The organism is Streptomyces sp. NBC_01214 (assembly GCF_026340975.1).
Classification (GTDB): domain Bacteria; phylum Actinomycetota; class Actinomycetes; order Streptomycetales; family Streptomycetaceae; genus Streptomyces.
The window spans coordinates 861,878-879,250 of record NZ_JAPEOS010000002.1 but is presented as its reverse complement, the minus strand read 5'-3'; the positions used below and the strand labels follow the sequence as shown (position 1 = coordinate 879,250).

Annotated in this window: 9 protein-coding genes; 4 read left to right on the top strand and 5 right to left on the bottom strand. The window is 74.6% G+C overall.

Annotated features, from left to right (window positions below):
• Nucleotides 1-87: 87 nt before the first annotated feature.
• A complete protein-coding gene (locus OG594_RS28970) occupies nt 88-348 on the top strand; it encodes a mycoredoxin (RefSeq protein WP_030850057.1) in 261 nt (86 codons plus the stop codon).
• Between the two features lie 95 nt (nt 349-443).
• Here OG594_RS28970 and nudC read toward each other — a convergent pair whose 3' ends face one another.
• From nudC to OG594_RS28945, 5 genes are all read right to left on the bottom strand, one after another.
• Entirely contained in the window at nt 444-1,400 is a 957-nt protein-coding gene (nudC, locus tag OG594_RS28965; protein WP_266604676.1) for an NAD(+) diphosphatase, read from the bottom strand.
• 54 nt (nt 1,401-1,454) lie between these two features.
• Complete coding sequence (locus OG594_RS28960) at nt 1,455-2,861, bottom strand: dipeptidase (RefSeq protein ID WP_266604674.1); 1,407 nt, start codon at nt 2,859-2,861, stop codon at nt 1,455-1,457.
• 9 nt (nt 2,862-2,870) lie between these two features.
• Nucleotides 2,871-6,497, bottom strand: a complete 3,627-nt coding sequence (locus tag OG594_RS28955) for a UvrD-helicase domain-containing protein (RefSeq protein WP_266604672.1) — start codon at nt 6,495-6,497, stop codon at nt 2,871-2,873.
• A gap of 96 nt (nt 6,498-6,593) precedes the next feature.
• Nucleotides 6,594-10,541, bottom strand: a complete 3,948-nt coding sequence (locus OG594_RS28950; RefSeq protein ID WP_266604670.1) for a UvrD-helicase domain-containing protein — start codon at nt 10,539-10,541, stop codon at nt 6,594-6,596.
• A 192-nt stretch (nt 10,542-10,733) separates the two neighbouring features.
• Entirely contained in the window at nt 10,734-11,096 is a 363-nt protein-coding gene (locus tag OG594_RS28945; protein ID WP_266604668.1) for an MGMT family protein, read from the bottom strand.
• A 167-nt stretch (nt 11,097-11,263) separates the two neighbouring features.
• Between OG594_RS28945 and OG594_RS28940 the strand changes: the two genes are divergently transcribed.
• The 3 genes from OG594_RS28940 to OG594_RS28930 all read left to right on the top strand — a co-directional run bounded on the left by OG594_RS28940 (nt 11,264) and on the right by OG594_RS28930 (nt 17,267).
• Entirely contained in the window at nt 11,264-14,131 is a 2,868-nt protein-coding gene (locus OG594_RS28940; protein WP_266606614.1) for a lysylphosphatidylglycerol synthase transmembrane domain-containing protein, read from the top strand.
• 178 nt (nt 14,132-14,309) lie between these two features.
• Nucleotides 14,310-15,575 carry an SUKH-4 family immunity protein gene (locus OG594_RS28935; RefSeq protein WP_266604666.1) on the top strand — a complete coding sequence of 422 codons (1,266 nt, stop codon included), beginning with the start codon at nt 14,310-14,312 and terminating at the stop codon, nt 15,573-15,575.
• Nucleotides 15,576-15,668: 93 nt separating this feature from the next.
• Nucleotides 15,669-17,267 (top strand): alpha/beta hydrolase, encoded by a 1,599-nt coding sequence (locus OG594_RS28930; protein WP_266604664.1) that lies wholly within the window; start codon nt 15,669-15,671, stop codon nt 17,265-17,267.
• Nucleotides 17,268-17,373: the final 106 nt, after the last annotated feature.

Sequence of the window (17,373 nt, the reverse complement as noted above, 5' to 3'; positions counted from 1 at the left end):
CGCGGGCGCGACCGTACGGGAATGGCCGCAGGGTCCCGTACGTTCGAGTACTCGGACCACCGAGCCCTCACGAAGGAGAGCAGCAGCATGCAGGACACGGGCACCGTCACGATGTACAGCACGACCTGGTGCGGCTACTGCCGTCGGCTGAAGACCCAGCTGGACCGGGAAGGCATCGCGTACAACGAGATCAACATCGAGCTCGACCCCGAGTCCGCCGCGTTCGTGGAGAAGGCCAACGGCGGCAACCAGACGGTTCCCACCGTCCTCGTGACGTCCGCCGCGGGCAACGAGTCCGTCATGACGAACCCGAGCCTGGCCCAGGTCAAGCAGGCCCTCGCCGTCTGATCGGCCGCAGGAGCGACACACAGCGGAGGGCCCCCGCCGAGGCGGGGGCCCTCCGCTGTGTCCGGACCCGTCACGGGCCGGGGAAGTGACGAAGGTTACGCGGCCGCCTTCGGCAGCGGCTCGCCGTACCAGAGCTCGACCAGCCGGGCGGCGATGGAGATGCCCGACGGGGGCAGCACCTCGCCCGACGCGAACGCCGCGCGCAGCTCCTCGCGGGAGAACCAGCGGGCCTCCTCGATCTCCTCGCCGTCCACCGTGATCTCCGAGGTGGTGGCGCGAGCCCTGAAGCCCAGCATCAGGCTGTACGGGAAGGGCCACGGCTGGCTGGCCACGTACTCGACCTCGCCGACCCGGACGCCCGCCTCCTCCCACACCTCGCGGATGACGGACTGCTCTATCGACTCGCCCGGCTCCACGAACCCCGCCAGCGTGGAGAAGCGGCCCTCCGGCCAGTGCACCTGGCGGCCCAGCAGCGCACGGTCGTGCTCGTCCGTGACCAGCATGATCACGGCCGGGTCGGTGCGCGGGTAGTGCTCTGCGCCGCAGCCCGGGCAGCGGCGGATGTGCCCGGCGGCCGCGACCACCGTGCGTTCGCCGCAGCGCGAGCAGAAGCGGTGCATCCGCTGCCAGTTCTCCAGCGCGACCGCGTGCACCATCAGCCCGGCGTCGCGCGGGGACAGCAGCAGGCCGGCCTCGCGCAGGCCGGCCGGGCGGGCCGACTGGTCCATGCGGCCGGGCAGCGCGTCCTTCTGCAGAGCGAAGTACCGTACGCCGTCCTCGTCGGTGCCCAGGAAGTAGCGGTGGGTCTCGGTGACCGGGGCCTCGAAGGCCGGGGTCATCACGATGCCGGTACCGCCGTCGGGGGTGTCGTCGATCAGGACCTGGCCGCCGGAGACGACGAAGACCCGGGTCGTGGGGTGGCTCCAGGCCGCGGCGAGCCACGCCTCGTCGAGCCGGTGGTGCGCGGCGCGGTCGATCCCGCTGGGCGCGGCGAGCGAAAGAGGGCGCTCGGCGGGAGGGCGCTCGGTATGGGTGCTCACAGGTACTTCCATCTCCCCCGGTGGTGGGACAGGCAGGCTCGGTACGGCAGGTGCGTGCGTCGGGTGTCAGGCGGTGGTTCGGTGGTGGGCGGCCAGGTCTCCCCAGAGGTACGCGGTCGTCTCGACGCCCTTGAGCAGGAGGTCCAACTCGACCTTCTCGTTCGGCGAGTGCCAGCCGTCGGACGGTACCGAGATGCCGAGGAAGAGGACGGGTGCGTCCAGGACGTCCTGGAGGTCCGCCGCGGGGCCGGAACCGCCCTCCCGCGTGAAGCGGATCTTCTCGCCGAAGGCGCGGCCCATGGCCCGGACGACCGACTGGAGGGCCGGGTGGTCCAGCGGGGTCAGGCACGGGCGGGTCGGTGCGCCGAAGGTGATGGAGTGGCGGATCCCGTCCGGGATCCCGGCCGCGACCCAGTCCCTGACGGCCGCCTCGACCTCGTACGGGTCCTGCCCGGACACCAGCCGGAACGACAGCTTCAGGTGGGCGGAGGCGGGCACGATGGTCTTGCCGCCGGGGCCCTGGTAGCCGCCGCCGATGCCGTTGACCTCGGCCGTGGGGCGGGCCCAGACGCGCTCCAGGGTGGAGTACCCGGCCTCGCCCGCGGCCGCGTGGGACTTGGCCGTGCGCAGCCACTCGGACTCGTCGAAGGGCAGCTCGGCGATGAGCGCGCGCTCCGCGTCCGTCAGCTCGGCGATGTTGTCGTAGAAGCCGGGGATCGTGACCCGTCCGTCGGCGTCGTGCAGGGCGGCGACCAGGCGGGCAGCGACGGTGGCCGGATTGGGCACGGCCCCGCCGAAGGCGCCGGAGTGGATGTCCTGGTCCGGGCCGTGGAAGTCGATCTCGCAGTCGGCGACGCCGCGCATGCCGGTGCAGACGGTGGGGGTGGTCTCGGACCACATGCCGGTGTCGGAGACGATCACGACGTCGGCGGCGAGCTCGGCGGCGCGCGCCTCGACGAGGGCACGGAAGTTCGGCGAGCCGGACTCCTCCTCGCCCTCGATGAGGAGCTTGAGGTGCACGGCGGGAGCGGCGGCGCCGGTGGCCGCCAGGTGCGCCCGTACCCCGAGGGTGTGGAAGAATACCTGCCCCTTGTCGTCGGCGGCGCCGCGCCCGTACATGCGGCCGCCCCGGACCACCGGCTCGAACGGGTCGGTGTGCCAGCCGTCGGCGAGGGCGGCGGGCTGTACGTCGTGGTGCCCGTACACGAGGACGGTCGGGGCGTGCGGGTCCTCGCTCGGCCAGTGCGCGAAGACGGCGGGCGCGCCGGGGGTCTCCCAGACCTCGGCGACCGGGAAGCCGGTCTCCTTGAACCTGGCCGCGAGCCATTCGGCGCTGCGGCGTACGTCGTCCGCGTGCTCGGGCTGGGCCGAGACGGAGGGAATGCGGAGCCACTCGGCGAGGTCGTCGAGGAAGGCGGCGCGGTGGGTGTCGATGTACGTGCGGACGACGCTGTCCGGCGGGGTGTCGCTCATGCCCCGAGCCTAGCCGTCCGCCTGGTGGTCACCGTCCGGGTCCGATTCGCCTTGGAGGATCCGCTCAAGGCGGGCGCGGTCCGGGAGGTTGCGGGGGCGGATCACGCGGCCGCTGCGGACGTGCAGGAAGGCGGCGGAGACCCGGTCGAGCGGGGTGTTGGTGGCCTCGGCCCAGGCCACGCGGTAGACGGCGAGCTGGAGCGGGTCGGCCTCGGTGGTGCGGCCGGTCTTCCAGTCGACGATCTCGTACGAGCCGTCCGGGTTGCGGTAGACGGCGTCGATCCGGCCGCGCACGACCCGGCCGGCGAGGGTGAGCTGGACCGGGGCCTCCATGCGGTGGGGGGGCCGGTCCGCGTACGGGCTGCGTTCGAAGGCGGCCTTGAGGGAGTCGAGGTCGGCCTCGTCGACGATCTCCTGGTCGGAGCCTGCGCCGGGGAGGTCGGCGACGGGGTCGAGGACGTCGAGGAACGGCAGCGGCAGCTCGTCGAACCGGGACTCGACCCAGGCGTGGAACCGGGTGCCCTGGCGGGCGGCGGGCTGCGGGGGCCGCGGCATGGGCCGGGCGAGGTCGCGCACGAAGCCCTGCTCGTCGGCGGCGAGCCGGAGCAGCTGGCTGGCGGACAGGGAGGACGGCAGCTCGACGTCGCGGACGGCCGCGCGGGCACGGCGGAGCTCGCCCTCGAGGGCGTCGAGGTCGCGGTCCCAGGAGGCGACGGCGCGGGCCTCTTCGGGAACGAGGTCGCCTCCGGCGGGGTCGGCCGTCACGGGACGCGGATGCGGCACGGCGGCGCCGACGCCGCCGATGGCCTCCCCGGCCCACAGGTCGTCCTCCTCCGGTACGGACGCCCCCCGGCCGGGGGCGTCCCCGCCGGCCCACAGGTCGTCGCCCCCGGCGGGTACGCCCGCCCCCGCACGAGGGGCCGGCGCGGTTGCGCTCGCAGCCGGAGCCGTACCGGAGCTGTCGGCTCGGCCCGGGGCTCTGGGCTGCGTCGTCGCCGGAGGCGTACCGGCGGCGTCGGCCGGGGCCTCCTGGGGCCAGGGGCCGTCCGCGGGGTCCGGTTCCCAGGGGTCTTCGTCCGGCCACGGCTCCTCGCAGTCCGGGGGCCAGAGGTACGCGTCCTCCTCCGGGGGCGGGGCCGCGAGGTAGGACTCCACCAGGGCGGCCGCCGCGCGGCGCAGGGTGAGGGAGTACGGGTCGAGCGGGAGGGGCCAGGAGTGGTCCGGGGTGGATTCGCCGGACAGCGCCGGGTTCTCGGCGGTGGGGTCGGGCTCGTCCGCCCAGGCCTCGATCTCGCCGAAACCGGCCGCGCAGTGCTCGTACAGGGCTTCGAGGAACGGCGACGGGCCGCGGCGCTTCTTCTGGCTCGGGCCCCACCAGTGGCCCGAGGCCAGCAGCAGGGAGCGCGGCCGCGTGAAGGTCACGTAGCCGAGGCGGAGCTCCTCCACCGACTTGTGGTCCTTGAGCGCGACCTTGAAGGCCTTCAACCCCGCCGAGGTCCAGGCCGGGTCACCGGGCAGGGTGGGCGCGTCGCCGCGCAGCGCGTACGGGAGCACCTTCGCGTACGAGGTCCAGGCCTCCGGCGGCTTCTCCTTCGGGAAGGCGCCCGCGCACAGGTCAGGGACCACCACCACGTCCCACTCCAGGCCCTTGGACTTGTGGGCGGTGAGCACCTTGACCGTGTTCTCGCCGCCGGGCAGCGCGTGGTCCAGGCCCTTCTCGTACTGGGCGGCCGTGCGCAGGAACGCCAGGAAGGCCAGCAGCGTGGCTTCGCCGTCGAGGGCCGCGAAACCGGCCGCGACGTCCATGAAGTTCGACAGCGTCTCGCGGCGGCGGGCCGCCAGCGCGTGCGGGGAGGCCGACAGCTCCACCTCCAGGCCGGTGGCGGTCAGCACCCGGTGCAGGACGTCCATCAGCGGGTCCGCGAGGGAGCGCCGCAGGTCGCGCAGTTCCTGGGCGAGGTGCGCGAAGCGGACCCGGGCCTCCGCCGAGAAGGGGAGGTCGTCCGGGGCCTGTCCGGCGCCGTCGAGGAAGGTCTCCAGGGCGTCGGCCAGCGACACGATCTCCGCCGGGTCCACGCCCTCCACGGCCGCCGCGAGGCGTTCGTCCGGGTCGGACCCGGCGGGCGCGCGGCTCACGAGGAGCCGCGCCCGGCGCCCCAGCAGGGCCAGGTCGCGCGCGCCGATCCGCCAGCGCGGGCCGATCAGGAGCCGCACCAGGGAGGCGTTGGCGCCCGGGTCCTGGAGGACCTCGCAGACGGCGACGAGGTCGGCGACCTCGGGCAGGTGCAGCAACCCCGAGAGGCCGACGACCTCGACGGGCACGTCCCGGTCCACCAGCACGGCCTGGATCTGCGCGAAGTCTCCGGCGGAGCGGCACAGTACGGCGATCTCCCGCGGCTCCGTCCCGGTGCGGACCAGGTGGGCGACGGAGTCGGCGAGCCAGTCGAGCTCCTGCGCGTGGGTCTCCAGCAGGGCGCAGCGGACCTGTCCGGCGGCCTCCGCACCCGGCGCCGGGCGCAGCGCCTCCACGCCCTCGTGCATGGCGCGCAGCGGGGCGGCGAGCCCGTTGGCCAGGTCCAGCAGGCGGCCGCCGCTGCGCCGGTTCTCGCTGAGGGAGAGCCGGGTGGCCGGGGTCCCGTCGGCGTGCGGGAAGTGCTCCGGAAAGTCGTCGAGGTTGGCGACGGAGGCACCGCGCCAACCGTAGATCGCCTGGCAGGGGTCGCCGACGGCGGTCACGGCGTGGCCGGAGCCCGCACCGAAGAGGCCGGACAGCAGCAGTCGCTGTGCGACGGAGGTGTCCTGGTACTCGTCGAGCAGGACCACCCGGAACTCCTCGCGCAGCAGCGCCCCCACCTCGGGCCGGGTGGTGGCGAGCTGCGCGGAGAGGGCTATCTGGTCGCTGAAGTCGAAGAGGTCGCGGGAGCGTTTGGCGGCGCGGTAGCGGACGACCAGTTCCAGCAGCTCGAGGCGGCCGCGCACGGCCTCCGGGACCTTGCGGAGGTCCTCGTTGGTGAGCTTGGTGCCGGCGAGCACATCGAGCAGTCCGGTGTCGTACAGGCGCAGCTGCTCGGGCTCGACCAGGTGCTCGGAGAGTTCCCCGTCGAGCGCGAGGAGGTCGCCGACCAGGTCGGGGACCGATTTGGTGAGCGAGGGGTACGGACCGGGCGCCTCGCTCAGCACCTTCGCCGCGAGCTGGAAGCGGGTGGCGTCGGCGAGCAGCCGGGAGCTGGGCTCCAGGCCGATGCGCAGCCCGTGGTCCTTCAGGAGCTGACCGGCGAAGGCGTGGTAGGTGGAGATGCGGGGCTCGCCACCGGCGGCGTCCGCGTCGGTCGGGGATGGGTCCGGGTCGGTGATGCCGGCCCGCGCGAGGGCCTTGCGCACGCGCTCGGACAGTTCGCCGGCGGCCTTGTTGGTGAAGGTCAGGCCGAGCACCTGCTCGGGCGCGACCGCGCCCGTCCCGACGAGCCAGACGACGCGGGCGGCCATGACGGTGGTCTTGCCGGAGCCGGCGCCCGCGACGACGACCTGCGGGGCGGGCGGGGCGGTCACACAGGCCATCTGCTCGGGCGTGAAGGGGATCCCGAGGAGCTCCTTGAGCTGCTCGGGGTCGGAGAGGGCGGGCGGACGCGCGGGCACCCGAAAAGGCTAGCCGTCCCCACCGACAGCCCCGACCGCCGAGCCCCGACGCCGACGCCGACCACCGAGCCGACCGCCGAGCGCCGAGCGCCGAGCTCACTCGACCGTCTGGCGGCCCTCCGGGCGGGCGCTGCACGAGCTGCGGAAGGAGCAGTGATCGCAGTGGCGGCCCGCGGCGGGCGCGAACCGCTCGTCCAGGACCCGGCCCGCGGCGGTGGCCAGCAGGTCACCGACCCACTCCCCGTCGAGCGGCTGCTGGGCCTGCACCTTGGGGACCGCGTCGCCGCCCTCGCGGATCGCGGCGCCCTGGCGGAGCTGGACGAGCTCGGCGCCGCCGGAAGCGGGGCGCAGGCCGTCGAAGACCTCGTCGACGGCGCCCTCGCGCACGGCGAGCTGGTAGACGGCGAGCTGGGGGTGGCGGGCGACCTCGTCCCTGGTGGGCGCCGACTTGCCGGTCTTGAAGTCGACGACGTACGCACGCCCCTGCGGGTCCGATTCGACCCGGTCCATGGAACCCCGGATGCGGACGGCGACCTCACCTGCTTCGAGCGTGACGTCGAACTCGTGCTCCGTGGCCACGGCCGCGCGGCCGCCGCGGTCGGTGGTGTGCCAGCGCAGGAAGCGCTCCAGGGCGGCGCGGGCGTTGTCCTTCTCCTGGCGGGACTTCCAGGGGGCGTCGAAGGCGAGGGCGTCCCACACCGAGTCGAGGCGTTCCATGAGTACGGCCAGGTCGGCAGGGGTGCGGCCGGAGGCGACCTCGTCGGCGAGGACGTGGACGACGTTGCCGAAGCCCTGGGCGGCGGTGGAGGGGGTGTCGGCCTTGACCTCGCGGCCCAGGAACCACTGGAGGGAGCAGGTGTTGGCGAGCTGCTCCAGGGCGCTGCCGGACAGGGCAACGGGCCGGTCCCGGTCGCGGAGGGGGACGCTGCTGCGGGTGGGCTCGTACAGGCCCCACCAGCGCTGCGGGTGCGCGGCGGGGACCAGCGGGCGGTCCTCGTCGTCGGTGAGCGCGGCGAGGCGGGCGAGGCGGCGGGCGGCCGCGTCGCGCAGGGCGGGCGAGGCGTCGGGGTCGACGGTGGTGGCGCGCAGCTCGGCGACGAGCGCGGCGACGGCGAGGGGGCGGCGGGGGCGGCCGGTGACGTCCCGCGGGGGGACGCCGAGCTCGGTGAGGAAGCGGGAGGGCTGGTCGCCGTCGTCGGCGGGTGCCTTGACGGCGGTGACGACGAGGCGGTCGCGGGCGCGGGTGGCGGCGACGTAGAAGAGCCGGCGCTCCTCGGCGAGCAGGGCGCCGGGGGTGAGGGGCTCGGCGAGGCCGTCGCGGCCGATGCGGTCGGCCTCCAGGAGGGAACCGCGGCGGCGGAGGTCGGGCCACAGGCCCTCCTGGACGCCGGCGACGACGACGAGGGACCACTCCAGTCCCTTGGAGCGGTGGGCGGTCATCAGCCGGACGGCGTCGGAGCGGGTGGCGCGGGCCGTCAACGTGTCGGCGGCGATGTCCTCCGCCTCCAGTTGTTCGAGGAAGTTGAGCGCGCCGCGGCCGCCGGTGCGTTCCTCGGCGCGGGCGGCGGTGTCGAAGAGGGCGCAGACCGCGTCGAGGTCGCGGTCGGCGTTGCGGCCGGCCGCGCCGCCGCGGCGGGCGCTGCGCTCCAGCCGCTGCGGCCAGGGCGTGCCGTCCCACAGGACCCACAGGGCCTCCTCGGCGGTGCCGCCGCCCTGGAGCAGTTCGCGGGCCTTGCGCAGGAGCAGTCCGAGGCGCTGGGCGCCACGGGCGTATGCGGGGTCGTGGGCGGTGAGCCGCTCGGGCTCGGCGAGGGCGCGGGCGAGGAGTACGTCGGAGGGTGCGGGCACCTTGACGCCGGCGGCGCGCTCCTCGTCACGCAGGGCGCGGCCGAGCCGCCGGAGGTCGGCGGCGTCCATCCCGCCGAGGGGGGAGGCGAGCAGGGTGAGGGCGGCCTCGACGCCGATGCCTCCGGCGTGGTCAGCGGAGCCCTCGGGGCCCGACCCGGCTCCGACGGCGTCGGGCTCGCCACCGGCGGGGTCCGCGGCCTGCGCGGGGCCCTCTGCGACGGCGTCGGGGTCGCCTCCGGCAGGGGATGTTTCCCGCCCACCCACCCCGACAGCGCGAGCGAGCTCGCCCGCCTGGTCGCCTCCGGCGGGGTCGCCGGCACCGGGCTCGGCGTCGGCAGATCCCGGCTCGACGGTGTCGGGGGCGGCTCCCGAGGGGCTCGCGCCCGGCGCCGTGGCGCCGGAGCCGGTGATGGCCCCGGCGTCGGCCGGCGTCGGGGCGGAGGCCGTTCCGGGCTCGACCGCGTCGGACTGGTCCTGCGGACCGGACGGCGACACGTCGGCAGAGCCGGAGGCGGCTTCGGGGCCCTGCCCCGAGCCGGGCTCGACGGCGTCGGGGGCGCCAGGGTCCGCGGCCTGCGCCGGGCCGCCCGCGGGCGCGGCGGGGCTGCGCCCCGGGCCCGGCTCGACGGCGTCGGGGGCGGCTCCCGAGGGGCTCGCGCCCGGCGCCGTGGCGCCGGAGCCGGTGATGGCCCCGGCGTCGGCCGGCGTCGGAGCGGAGGCCGTTCCGGGCTCGACCGCGTCGGACAGGTCCTGCGGACCGGACCCGGCGGCCGGGGACGTGCCGGTGGGGGCGTCGGCCGGCAGCGGGCCGTCGGAGTGCGCCACATCCGGGGCGTGCGATGGCGCGGGTTCGGCGGCGGTGGCTGCGACGCGGAGGGCCGTCAGGAGGGGGGAGACCGCCGGTTCGTGGCGCAGGGGCGTGTCCGCGCCGTCCGTTTCGACCGGCACTCCCGCCGAGATCAGGGCGCGGCGCATCGCCGGGAGGGTGCGACCGCCCGCGCGGACCAGGACGGCCATGTCCTGCCAGGGCACCCCGTCCTCCAGGTGGGCCCGCCGCAGGACGTCGGCGATGTTGTCCAGCTCGGCGCCCGCCGTCGGGTACGTGAACACCTCCACCCGGCCGCCCGCCCGCACCGGCGCGAGGTTCCGGTGGGCGCGGACCGCCTCGGCCGGCAGTCGCGGGACGGGCATCCGGGTGGTGAGCAGCCGGGTGGCCGCCAGGAGGGCCGCGCCGGAGCGGCGGCCGACGGTGAGGGCCTTGACCTGCGCGCCGGGAAAGGCCGACCCGAAGTCCAGGACGTTGTTGATGTCGGCACCGCGGAAGGCGTAGATCGACTGGTCGGGATCGCCGAAGGCGACCAGCGTGCCGCCCGGGCCGGTGAGGGCGCGCAGCAGCCGCAGCTGCGAGGCGTCCGTGTCCTGGTACTCGTCGACGAAGATCGCGTCGTAGGCGGAGGCGAGGGACGGCGTGCGTTCCGCGAGGAGCACCGCCCGGTGCAGGAGTTCCGCGTAGTCCAGCGTGCCCTGCATGTCGAGGACGTCGAGGTACTCGGAGAGGAAGGCCGCCGCCGCCTTCCAGTCCGGGCGGCCGATGCGGTCGGCGAACGAGGACAGGGCCTGCGGCCCGAGGCCCAGTTCGCGGGCGCGGGCGAGCACCGCCCGGACCTCGTCGGCGAACCCGCGCGTGGTCAGCGCGGCGCGCAGGTCGTCCGGCCAGCGGATGGAGCGGATCCGGCGCTGGCCCTCGAGGAGGGTGCGGACCATCACGTCCTGCTCGGGGCCGGACAGCAGCCGCAGCGGGTCGGCGAAGAGGTCGGTGTCCTGGTGGGCGCGGACCAGTCCGTAGCAGAAGGAGTGGAAGGTGGTGGCCTGCGGGGCGCGCGCGCCGCCGAGGCGCAGGGCGGCCCGGTCGCGCAGTTCCACCGCCGCCTTGCGGCTGAAGGTGAGGATGAGGATCCGGGCGGGGTCGGCGCCCGCTTCCACCTGGGCGGTGACGGCTTCGACCAGCGTGGTCGTCTTCCCGGTGCCCGGTCCGGCGAGGACCAGCAGTGGTCCGCCGGTGTGGTCAACCACCGCGCGCTGCGCTGCGTCCAGCACAGGGGGATCCACCCGTTCCGGCCCGGTGCGCACGAGGCGGTACGCGTCGGGGGTCCGCGTACGCCGCCGTTCGGTGCGGTCCGAGGAAGAGGTGATCACGTGGGGTGCCGGTCCTGGTGGGTCTGCGGGGTGTGGCGGTGTTGCCGTGACGGCTCGCGCGGAAGCCGCCGCGGAAGCCGAAGAGGCAACGCTACGGCAACCGGCCGACGCCGCGCAGTCCCCCCGAGTACCCCGGACGGGCGTTCGGGCCGTCGCCCGATCGCCCGTCCGGGCCCCGCATGGCCGAAGCTGTCAGGTGTGAGACTCGTCGCGCGAGCCGTCCTCTCCGCCGTCCTGTCCGGGGGCCCCGTCCCAGCGCGCCCGGCGCATGTCCAGCCGCGGCTCGCCGCCCGCCGTCAGGCGCAGCGGGGTGGCCTCGGTCCGGTAGTGCTCCAGGGCGCGCACCTCGTGACCGGGCAGCGGCAGGCCGTCCGCCCGCACCACGCGCCACCAGGGCACGGCTCCCCCGTAAAGGGCCATGACACGCCCGACCTGGCGCGGTCCTCCCTCGCCGAGCCACTCGGCGACGTCCCCGTACGTCATCACCCGGCCGGGCGGAATACGCTCGGCCACCTCCAGTACGCGCTCCGCGTACGCGGGCAGCTCCTCACTCATTCAGCACATGGTGCAGTACGTCGGCCGCGCTCGGGCGGAGGTCTCGCTTCCGCACCGGCGCGCACCCTGATGCCCCGCTGGCCCGTCGGTCCGTGCCACCATCTTCCGGGCGGTGACTGGTGATACGTGATCAAGAAGAGACGGACGTGACGACGAAGGAGCAGGGTGTGAGCCCTCCGGACGGCGCGGCGACCGACGACGGCGCACGCCCTGACGACGGCCGCTCCGCCCGCCCCGAACCCGTCCCGGAGCCCCGTCCGGAGCCCCCGCGCCCCGACGGCCGGACCGACCGTAAGGGCGGATCCGAAGCGGCCGGGGCCAAGCCAGGCAGGGCCAAGGCCGGCGAAGCCAAGGCGGCCGAAGCCAAGGCCGGCAGGGCCAAGGCCGCCGGAGCCAAGGCGGCCGGAGCCGGGGCCGGCGCGGCCGCCGAGGGCCCGCACGGTCACTCCGCCACGGACGCCGACCGGGTCGAGGTCGACGAACCGCTGCTCGCCGCCCGCGTGCACCGGCCGTCCGACCTCGTACGCCTGCTCGTCGGCATCCTCGGCATCGCCGTCCTCCTCGCCATCGCCGCCTTCGCCCACGGCACCACCGTGGGTCTGGAGGAGGACATCAGCAAGGGCACCGGCCAGGCGCCCGACCTGCTGATCAAGGTCGCCGCGCTGGTGTCCAGCATCGCGGTGCTGCTGCTGCCCGTCGCCTTCGCCATCGAGCGGCTGATCAAACGCGACGGGCTGCGCATCGCCGACGGCGTCCTCGCGGCCGTCCTCGCGCACGGCGTCACCCTCGCCACGGACCTGTGGGTCTCGCAGGCCGCCCCCGAAACCATCCAGGACGCCCTCACCCGCCCCGCGGCCGGCGGGACCCTCACCGACCCCGTCCACGGCTACCTCGCGCCCGTCATCGCGTACATGACCGCGGTCGGGATGACCCGCAGACCCCACTGGCGGGTCGCCCTGTGGGTGGTCCTGCTGCTCAACGCCCTGGCCATGCTGGTCAACGGGTACACCACCCCCTTCTCGATCATCCTCACCGTGCTGATCGGTTGGAGCGTCGCCTACGGCACCCTGTACGCGGTCGGCTCGCCCAACGTGCGCCCCACCGGCCAGCACCTCCTCGCCGGACTGCGCCGGGTCGGCTTCCAGCCGGTCAGCGCGATGCGCGCCGAGATGCCCGAGGGCCCCGAGCCCTCCGAGGCCAACGACCGGGGGCGCCGCTACCACGTGACCCTGGAGGACGGGCCGCCGCTCGACGTCACGATCGTCGACCGCGAGCAGCAGGCCCACGGCTTCTTCTACCGGGTCTGGCGCCGGCTCACCCTGCGCGGCATCACCACGGGGCGCAGCCTGCAGTCGCTGCGCCAGGCGCTGGAGCAGGAGGCGCTCCTCGCGTACGCGGCCATCGCGGCCGGGGCGAACGCGCCGAAGCTGATCGCCACCTCCGAGCTCGGCCCGGACGCGGTGATGCTCGTGTACGAGCACCTGGACGTGCGGGCGCTGGACGCGCTCTCCGACGAGGAGATCACCGACGAGCTGATCCACCACACGTGGGAGCAGGTACGGGCCCTCCAGTCGCGGCGGATCGCACACCGCCGGCTCACCGGGGACGCCCTTGTGGTGGATCGTTCCGGCAACGTCATCCTGACCGACCTGCGCGGCGGCGAGATCGCCGCCGGCGACCTGGTGCTGCGGATGGACATCGCCCAGCTGCTGACCACGATCGGCCTGCGGGTCGGCGCCGAGCGCGCGGTGGCCTCCGCCGTGTCGGTGCTCGGCCCGGACGCGGTGGCGGACTGTCTGCCGCTGCTCCAGCCGATCGCGCTGAGCCGCTCCACCCGGGCGACGCTGCGCAAGCTGGCCCGGGAGCGGGCGGAGCGGCAGCGGGAGGCCGTACTGGAGTCCTCGCGGGCGGCGAAGGCGGCGCGCGAGGCGGAGTCCGCGGCCTCCGCGACCCCGGTCTCCGCCTCGGCCGCCGCCGACCGCAAGGCCGAGAAGAAGGCCCTGGAAGATGCGCTGGACGGGGCCCGCGAGGAGGATCTGCTGACCCAGATCCGCCATCAGGTGCTGCTCATCCGGCCGCAGGCCCCGGTGGAGCCGGCCCGGCTGGAGCGGATCCGGCCGCGCACGCTGGTCTCGTTCATCGCGGGCGCGTTCGGTGCGTACTTCCTGCTCACGCAGCTCGCCCATGTCGACTTCGCGACGATCATCGGCCAGGCGCAGTGGGGCTGGGTCGGGGCGGCGCTCGCCTTCTCGGCGCTGACGTACTTCGCGGCGGCGATGAGCCTGCTGGGCTTCGTCCCGGAGCGGGTGCCGTTCCTACGGACCGTGGTCGCGCAGGTGGCCGGGTCGTTCGTGAAGTTGGTGGCTCCGGCGGCCGTCGGCGGTGTCGCGTTGAACACGCGGTTCCTCCAGCGGGCGGGGGTCCGGCCGGGGCTGGCGGTCGCGAGCGTGGGCGCCTCCCAGTTGTTCGGGCTGGCCAGCCACATCGTGCTGCTGCTGTCCTTCGGCTATCTGACCGGGACCGAGAAGACCCCGGAGATGACCCCGTCCCGGGCCGTCATCGCGGGTCTGCTGACGGTGGCCGTGCTGGTGCTGGTGGTGACGGCGGTCCCGTTCCTGCGGAAGTTCGTGGTGACGCGGGTCCGGGCGCTGTTCGCGGGCGTGGTGCCGCGCATGCTGGACGTGCTCCAGCGGCCGAAGAAGCTGCTGACCGGCATCGGCGGGATGTTGCTGCTGACGGGCTGCTTCGTGATGTGCCTGGACGCGTCGATCCGCGCGTTCGGGGGCGGCGAGGCCATCAGCTACGCGAGCATCGCGGTGGTGTTCCTGGCGGGCAACGCGCTGGGGTCGGCGGCGCCGACGCCGGGCGGTATGGGCGCGGTGGAGACCACGCTGACCCTCGGGCTGATCGCGGCGGGTCTGGAGAAGGAGGTCGCAATCTCCGCGGTGCTGCTGTTCCGCCTGATGACCTTCTGGCTGCCGGTGCTGCCGGGGTGGATCTCGTTCAACTTCCTGACCCGCAAGGAAGCCATCTAGCCTCCGGCTCCGGTCGGCGGATCAGGCTCCGGCTCCGGCTCCGGCTCCGGTCGGCGGATTCGGCACCGGGGCGCTCCCGTATCCGCTACGGCGCTTCGCGCCCGCGCCTCGGACGCCGGCGTGGCTGGACGTTCCGGCCGGCGGGGGCGATGTCCGAGGCGGGTGGCAGCATGCGTCCATGAGTGAAGACCGGGACGGCCGTTGCCCGTTCGACGATCCGGCCGCGGTGCTGCGCGCGGACCGGGTGGCCCTGCGGGGCGGGGCCGCGGGCGAAGGGGGCATCGGGCGGGAGGTGTTCACGCAGGCCGAGGCCGTCTTCGGACGGGCCGAGGTGGGGCGGGCGGAGTTCGCCTCGTGGCTGCACTTCGCCGCGACCGTGCTCGGGCACCACGACTACGCCGCCCGCGTCGCCGAGGCCGAACCGGGGCTGCCCTGGCGGACGGTGTGGGCCTGGTGGCGGCCCGTCGGCGGCTACGAAGCGGAGCCGAACCTCAGCGGGGACCGCACCGCCGAGGTGTACGACCTCGACGGGGACGCGGGCGCGGCCGTGAAGGTGTGGGCCCTGTGGTGCGAGGACGCCTGGTTCGACCTGGAAACGGGACGCCGGCTGCCCGCACCGGCCGATGGTGGGGCCGTGGAGCGGGACGTGGCGGAGCCGGACGGCCCTCGGCTGTTCGACACGGACGAGGAGGGCTGGGCGCTGAACTGCCCCGGCACCTGGGAGGAACCGGTTCCGCTCGGCGGCGGCCGCTACCTGTACGCGGAGGCGCGCGGGGTCGTGGTGGTGGAGGGGAACGCCGCGGCGCTCGCCGACTGGCCCCGGGGCGCCGCCGACTCCTCGTCCTGGGCGTCCGCCGAGGACACCCCGTGGTTCCGCCCGGGCACGCGCGGCTCCGGTCCGCTCACCGCGGCCGGGCTCGCCCGGACCTTCGGCGACGCGTGGGTCACGCGCGTCCCCGGCGACGGGCTCCCGGACACGCTGGAGCACCCGGCCACCCGGGAGTTCCTGAGCGGGGTGGGGCTGCCGCGCCACTGGGCCGCGGGCGTCAGCTCGTTCGAGGTCGCCCCGCAGTTGCTGCGGCCGCTGACCGAGCAGGCACCGGAAGCCGGCGACGACGACCTGCTGCACCTCGGGACCTTCGACTTCGGGTACACGGACCCGGGCCTGGTGGGCGTCCACCGCGTCACCGGAGCGGTCCACATGCACCAGGAGTCCGTCATCCCGCTGGCCCGGGACGTGGCGACCTTCGTCGGGCTCCTCGACGGCGTGCGCCGGTACATGGGCGCCTGCTGGTCCTCGTACCCGGCCGAGAACGGCATCGGGGCCTTCGGCGAGGCGATGGAGGCCCTGGATCCCGGGGCGCTGGCCGACGGCTCGCCCTCCGCAGCGACCTGGCAGCACCTGTTCGCCGCGATCACCGAGCTGAGCGTGTACGGCTACTGAGGGGAGGGAGGTCGGTCAGGCGGGCGGGCCGGCGCGCCCCCCGTTCGGGTCAGCGCACGGGCGGGGTCACCGCGGGGCCCACAGGATGGGGACATGCCCACACACGCCTGGCGGGTCACCGCCGCCGCCACGCTCGCCGCCGGGGTGCTCTCCACGGCCGCCTGCTCGTCAGACGGCGACGGGAAGAAGCCGACGGCCGACGGCTCCCCCGAGGTCAAGCCCCTGAAATGGGGCGACTGCGAGGCCCCGACCGCCGCCCAGGGCGGTGGCCAGGCCCCGCCCAAGGACTGGCAGTGCGCCACCCTCGACGTCCCGCTCGACTACGCGAAGCCCGAGGGCGAGACGATCCCGATCGCCCTGATCCGGGCCAAGGCGCGGGACCAGAAGAACCGGCTGGGCTCGCTGGTCTTCAACTTCGGCGGCCCCGGCGGCTCGGGCATCAGTACGCTGCCGGGCGCCGCGAAGGAGTACGAGGCCCTGCGCGCCCGGTACGACCTGGTGAGCTTCGACCCGCGCGGGGTGGGCGGCAGCGATCCGGTCCTGTGCGAGAACGACAAGCAGTTGGACCAGTACTTCAGCGAGGACTCCTCCCCCGAAACCCCGGAGGAGGAGAAGGCCTTCGTCGAGAACATCCGCACGTACCAGGAGGCCTGCGAGAAGAACTCCGCCGCGCTGCTCCCCCGCGTCGGCACCGAGAACGCCGCCCGCGACCTGGACCGCATCCGCCAGGCCCTCGGCGACGAGAAGCTGAACTACTTCGGCATCTCCTACGGCACCGAGCTCGGCGGGGTCTACGCCCACCTCTTCCCCAAGAACGTCGGCCGGGCCGTCTTCGACGCCGTCGTGGACCCCACCAAGACCGCCGAGCAGAGCGCCCTCGGCCAGGCCAAGGGCTTCCAGCTCGCGCTCGGCAACTTCGCCCAGGACTGCGTGGACCGCGGCGACGAGTGCCGTCTCCGGGGCAGCACGCCCAAGGAGATCGAGGCCGACGTCATCAAGCTGCAGAAGGCGCTGGCCGCCAAGCCGATCCCGGGCATCGGGGACCGGATGCTCACCGAGACCCAGGCGACCAACGGCATCGCGCAGGCCCTGTACTCGAAGGAGCTGTGGCCGCTGCTGGAACAGGGCCTCGACGAGGCGGAGGGCGGTCAGGGGCAGTTGCTGATGGCCCTGTCCGACGCGCTCAACGGCCGTGACCAGCAAGGGCGTTACAGCAACATCGGTGCGGCCAACACCGCCATCAACTGCGTGGACGACAAGGAGCGCTACACCCTGGAGCAGACGAAGGCCAAGCTGGCGGAGTTCCGTGCCGCCTCGCCGGTCTTCGGGGACCTCCTCGGCTGGGGCATGTTGACGTGCACCGGCTGGCCGGTCCCCGGCACCTGGGAGACCCCCGACGTCTCGGCGCCGGGCGCCGACCCGATCCTGGTCATCGGCAACACCGGCGACCCGGCCACCCCGTACGAGGGCGCCCGGAACATGGTGGAGCGGCTCGGCCCGGGCGTGGGCGTGGAGCTCACCTACAAGGGCGAGGGGCACGGCGCGTACAACAGCGGCGACCCGTGCGTGCAGAAGGCGGTCAACGGCTACTTGCTGGACGGGAAGACGCCGGCCGAGGGCACCGTCTGCACCGCGGCCCCGAACCCGACGCCACCGCCGCCGCCCGAGGTGCCGGAGTCGTCGGCCGCCTGATCCGGTCCGCGGGACGCATGCCGAAGGGGCCGTACCCCGATCGCGGGGTACGGCCCCTTCGGACCACTGCTGGTGGACCGGCCCGCCGGACCGGCCTAGTGGAAGG

What these genes read in the sequence shown, in the direction of transcription:
- OG594_RS28970 (WP_030850057.1), top strand. Translation starts at nt 88, where the DNA reads ATGCAGGACACGGGCACCGTCACGATGTACAGCACGACCTGGTGCGGC.
- nudC (WP_266604676.1), bottom strand. Translation starts at nt 1,400, where the DNA reads ATGGAAGTACCTGTGAGCACCCATACCGAGCGCCCTCCCGCCGAGCGC.
- OG594_RS28960 (WP_266604674.1), bottom strand. Translation starts at nt 2,861, where the DNA reads ATGAGCGACACCCCGCCGGACAGCGTCGTCCGCACGTACATCGACACC.
- OG594_RS28945 (WP_266604668.1), bottom strand. Translation starts at nt 11,096, where the DNA reads ATGAGTGAGGAGCTGCCCGCGTACGCGGAGCGCGTACTGGAGGTGGCC.
- OG594_RS28935 (WP_266604666.1), top strand. Translation starts at nt 14,310, where the DNA reads ATGAGTGAAGACCGGGACGGCCGTTGCCCGTTCGACGATCCGGCCGCG.
- OG594_RS28930 (WP_266604664.1), top strand. Translation starts at nt 15,669, where the DNA reads ATGCCCACACACGCCTGGCGGGTCACCGCCGCCGCCACGCTCGCCGCC.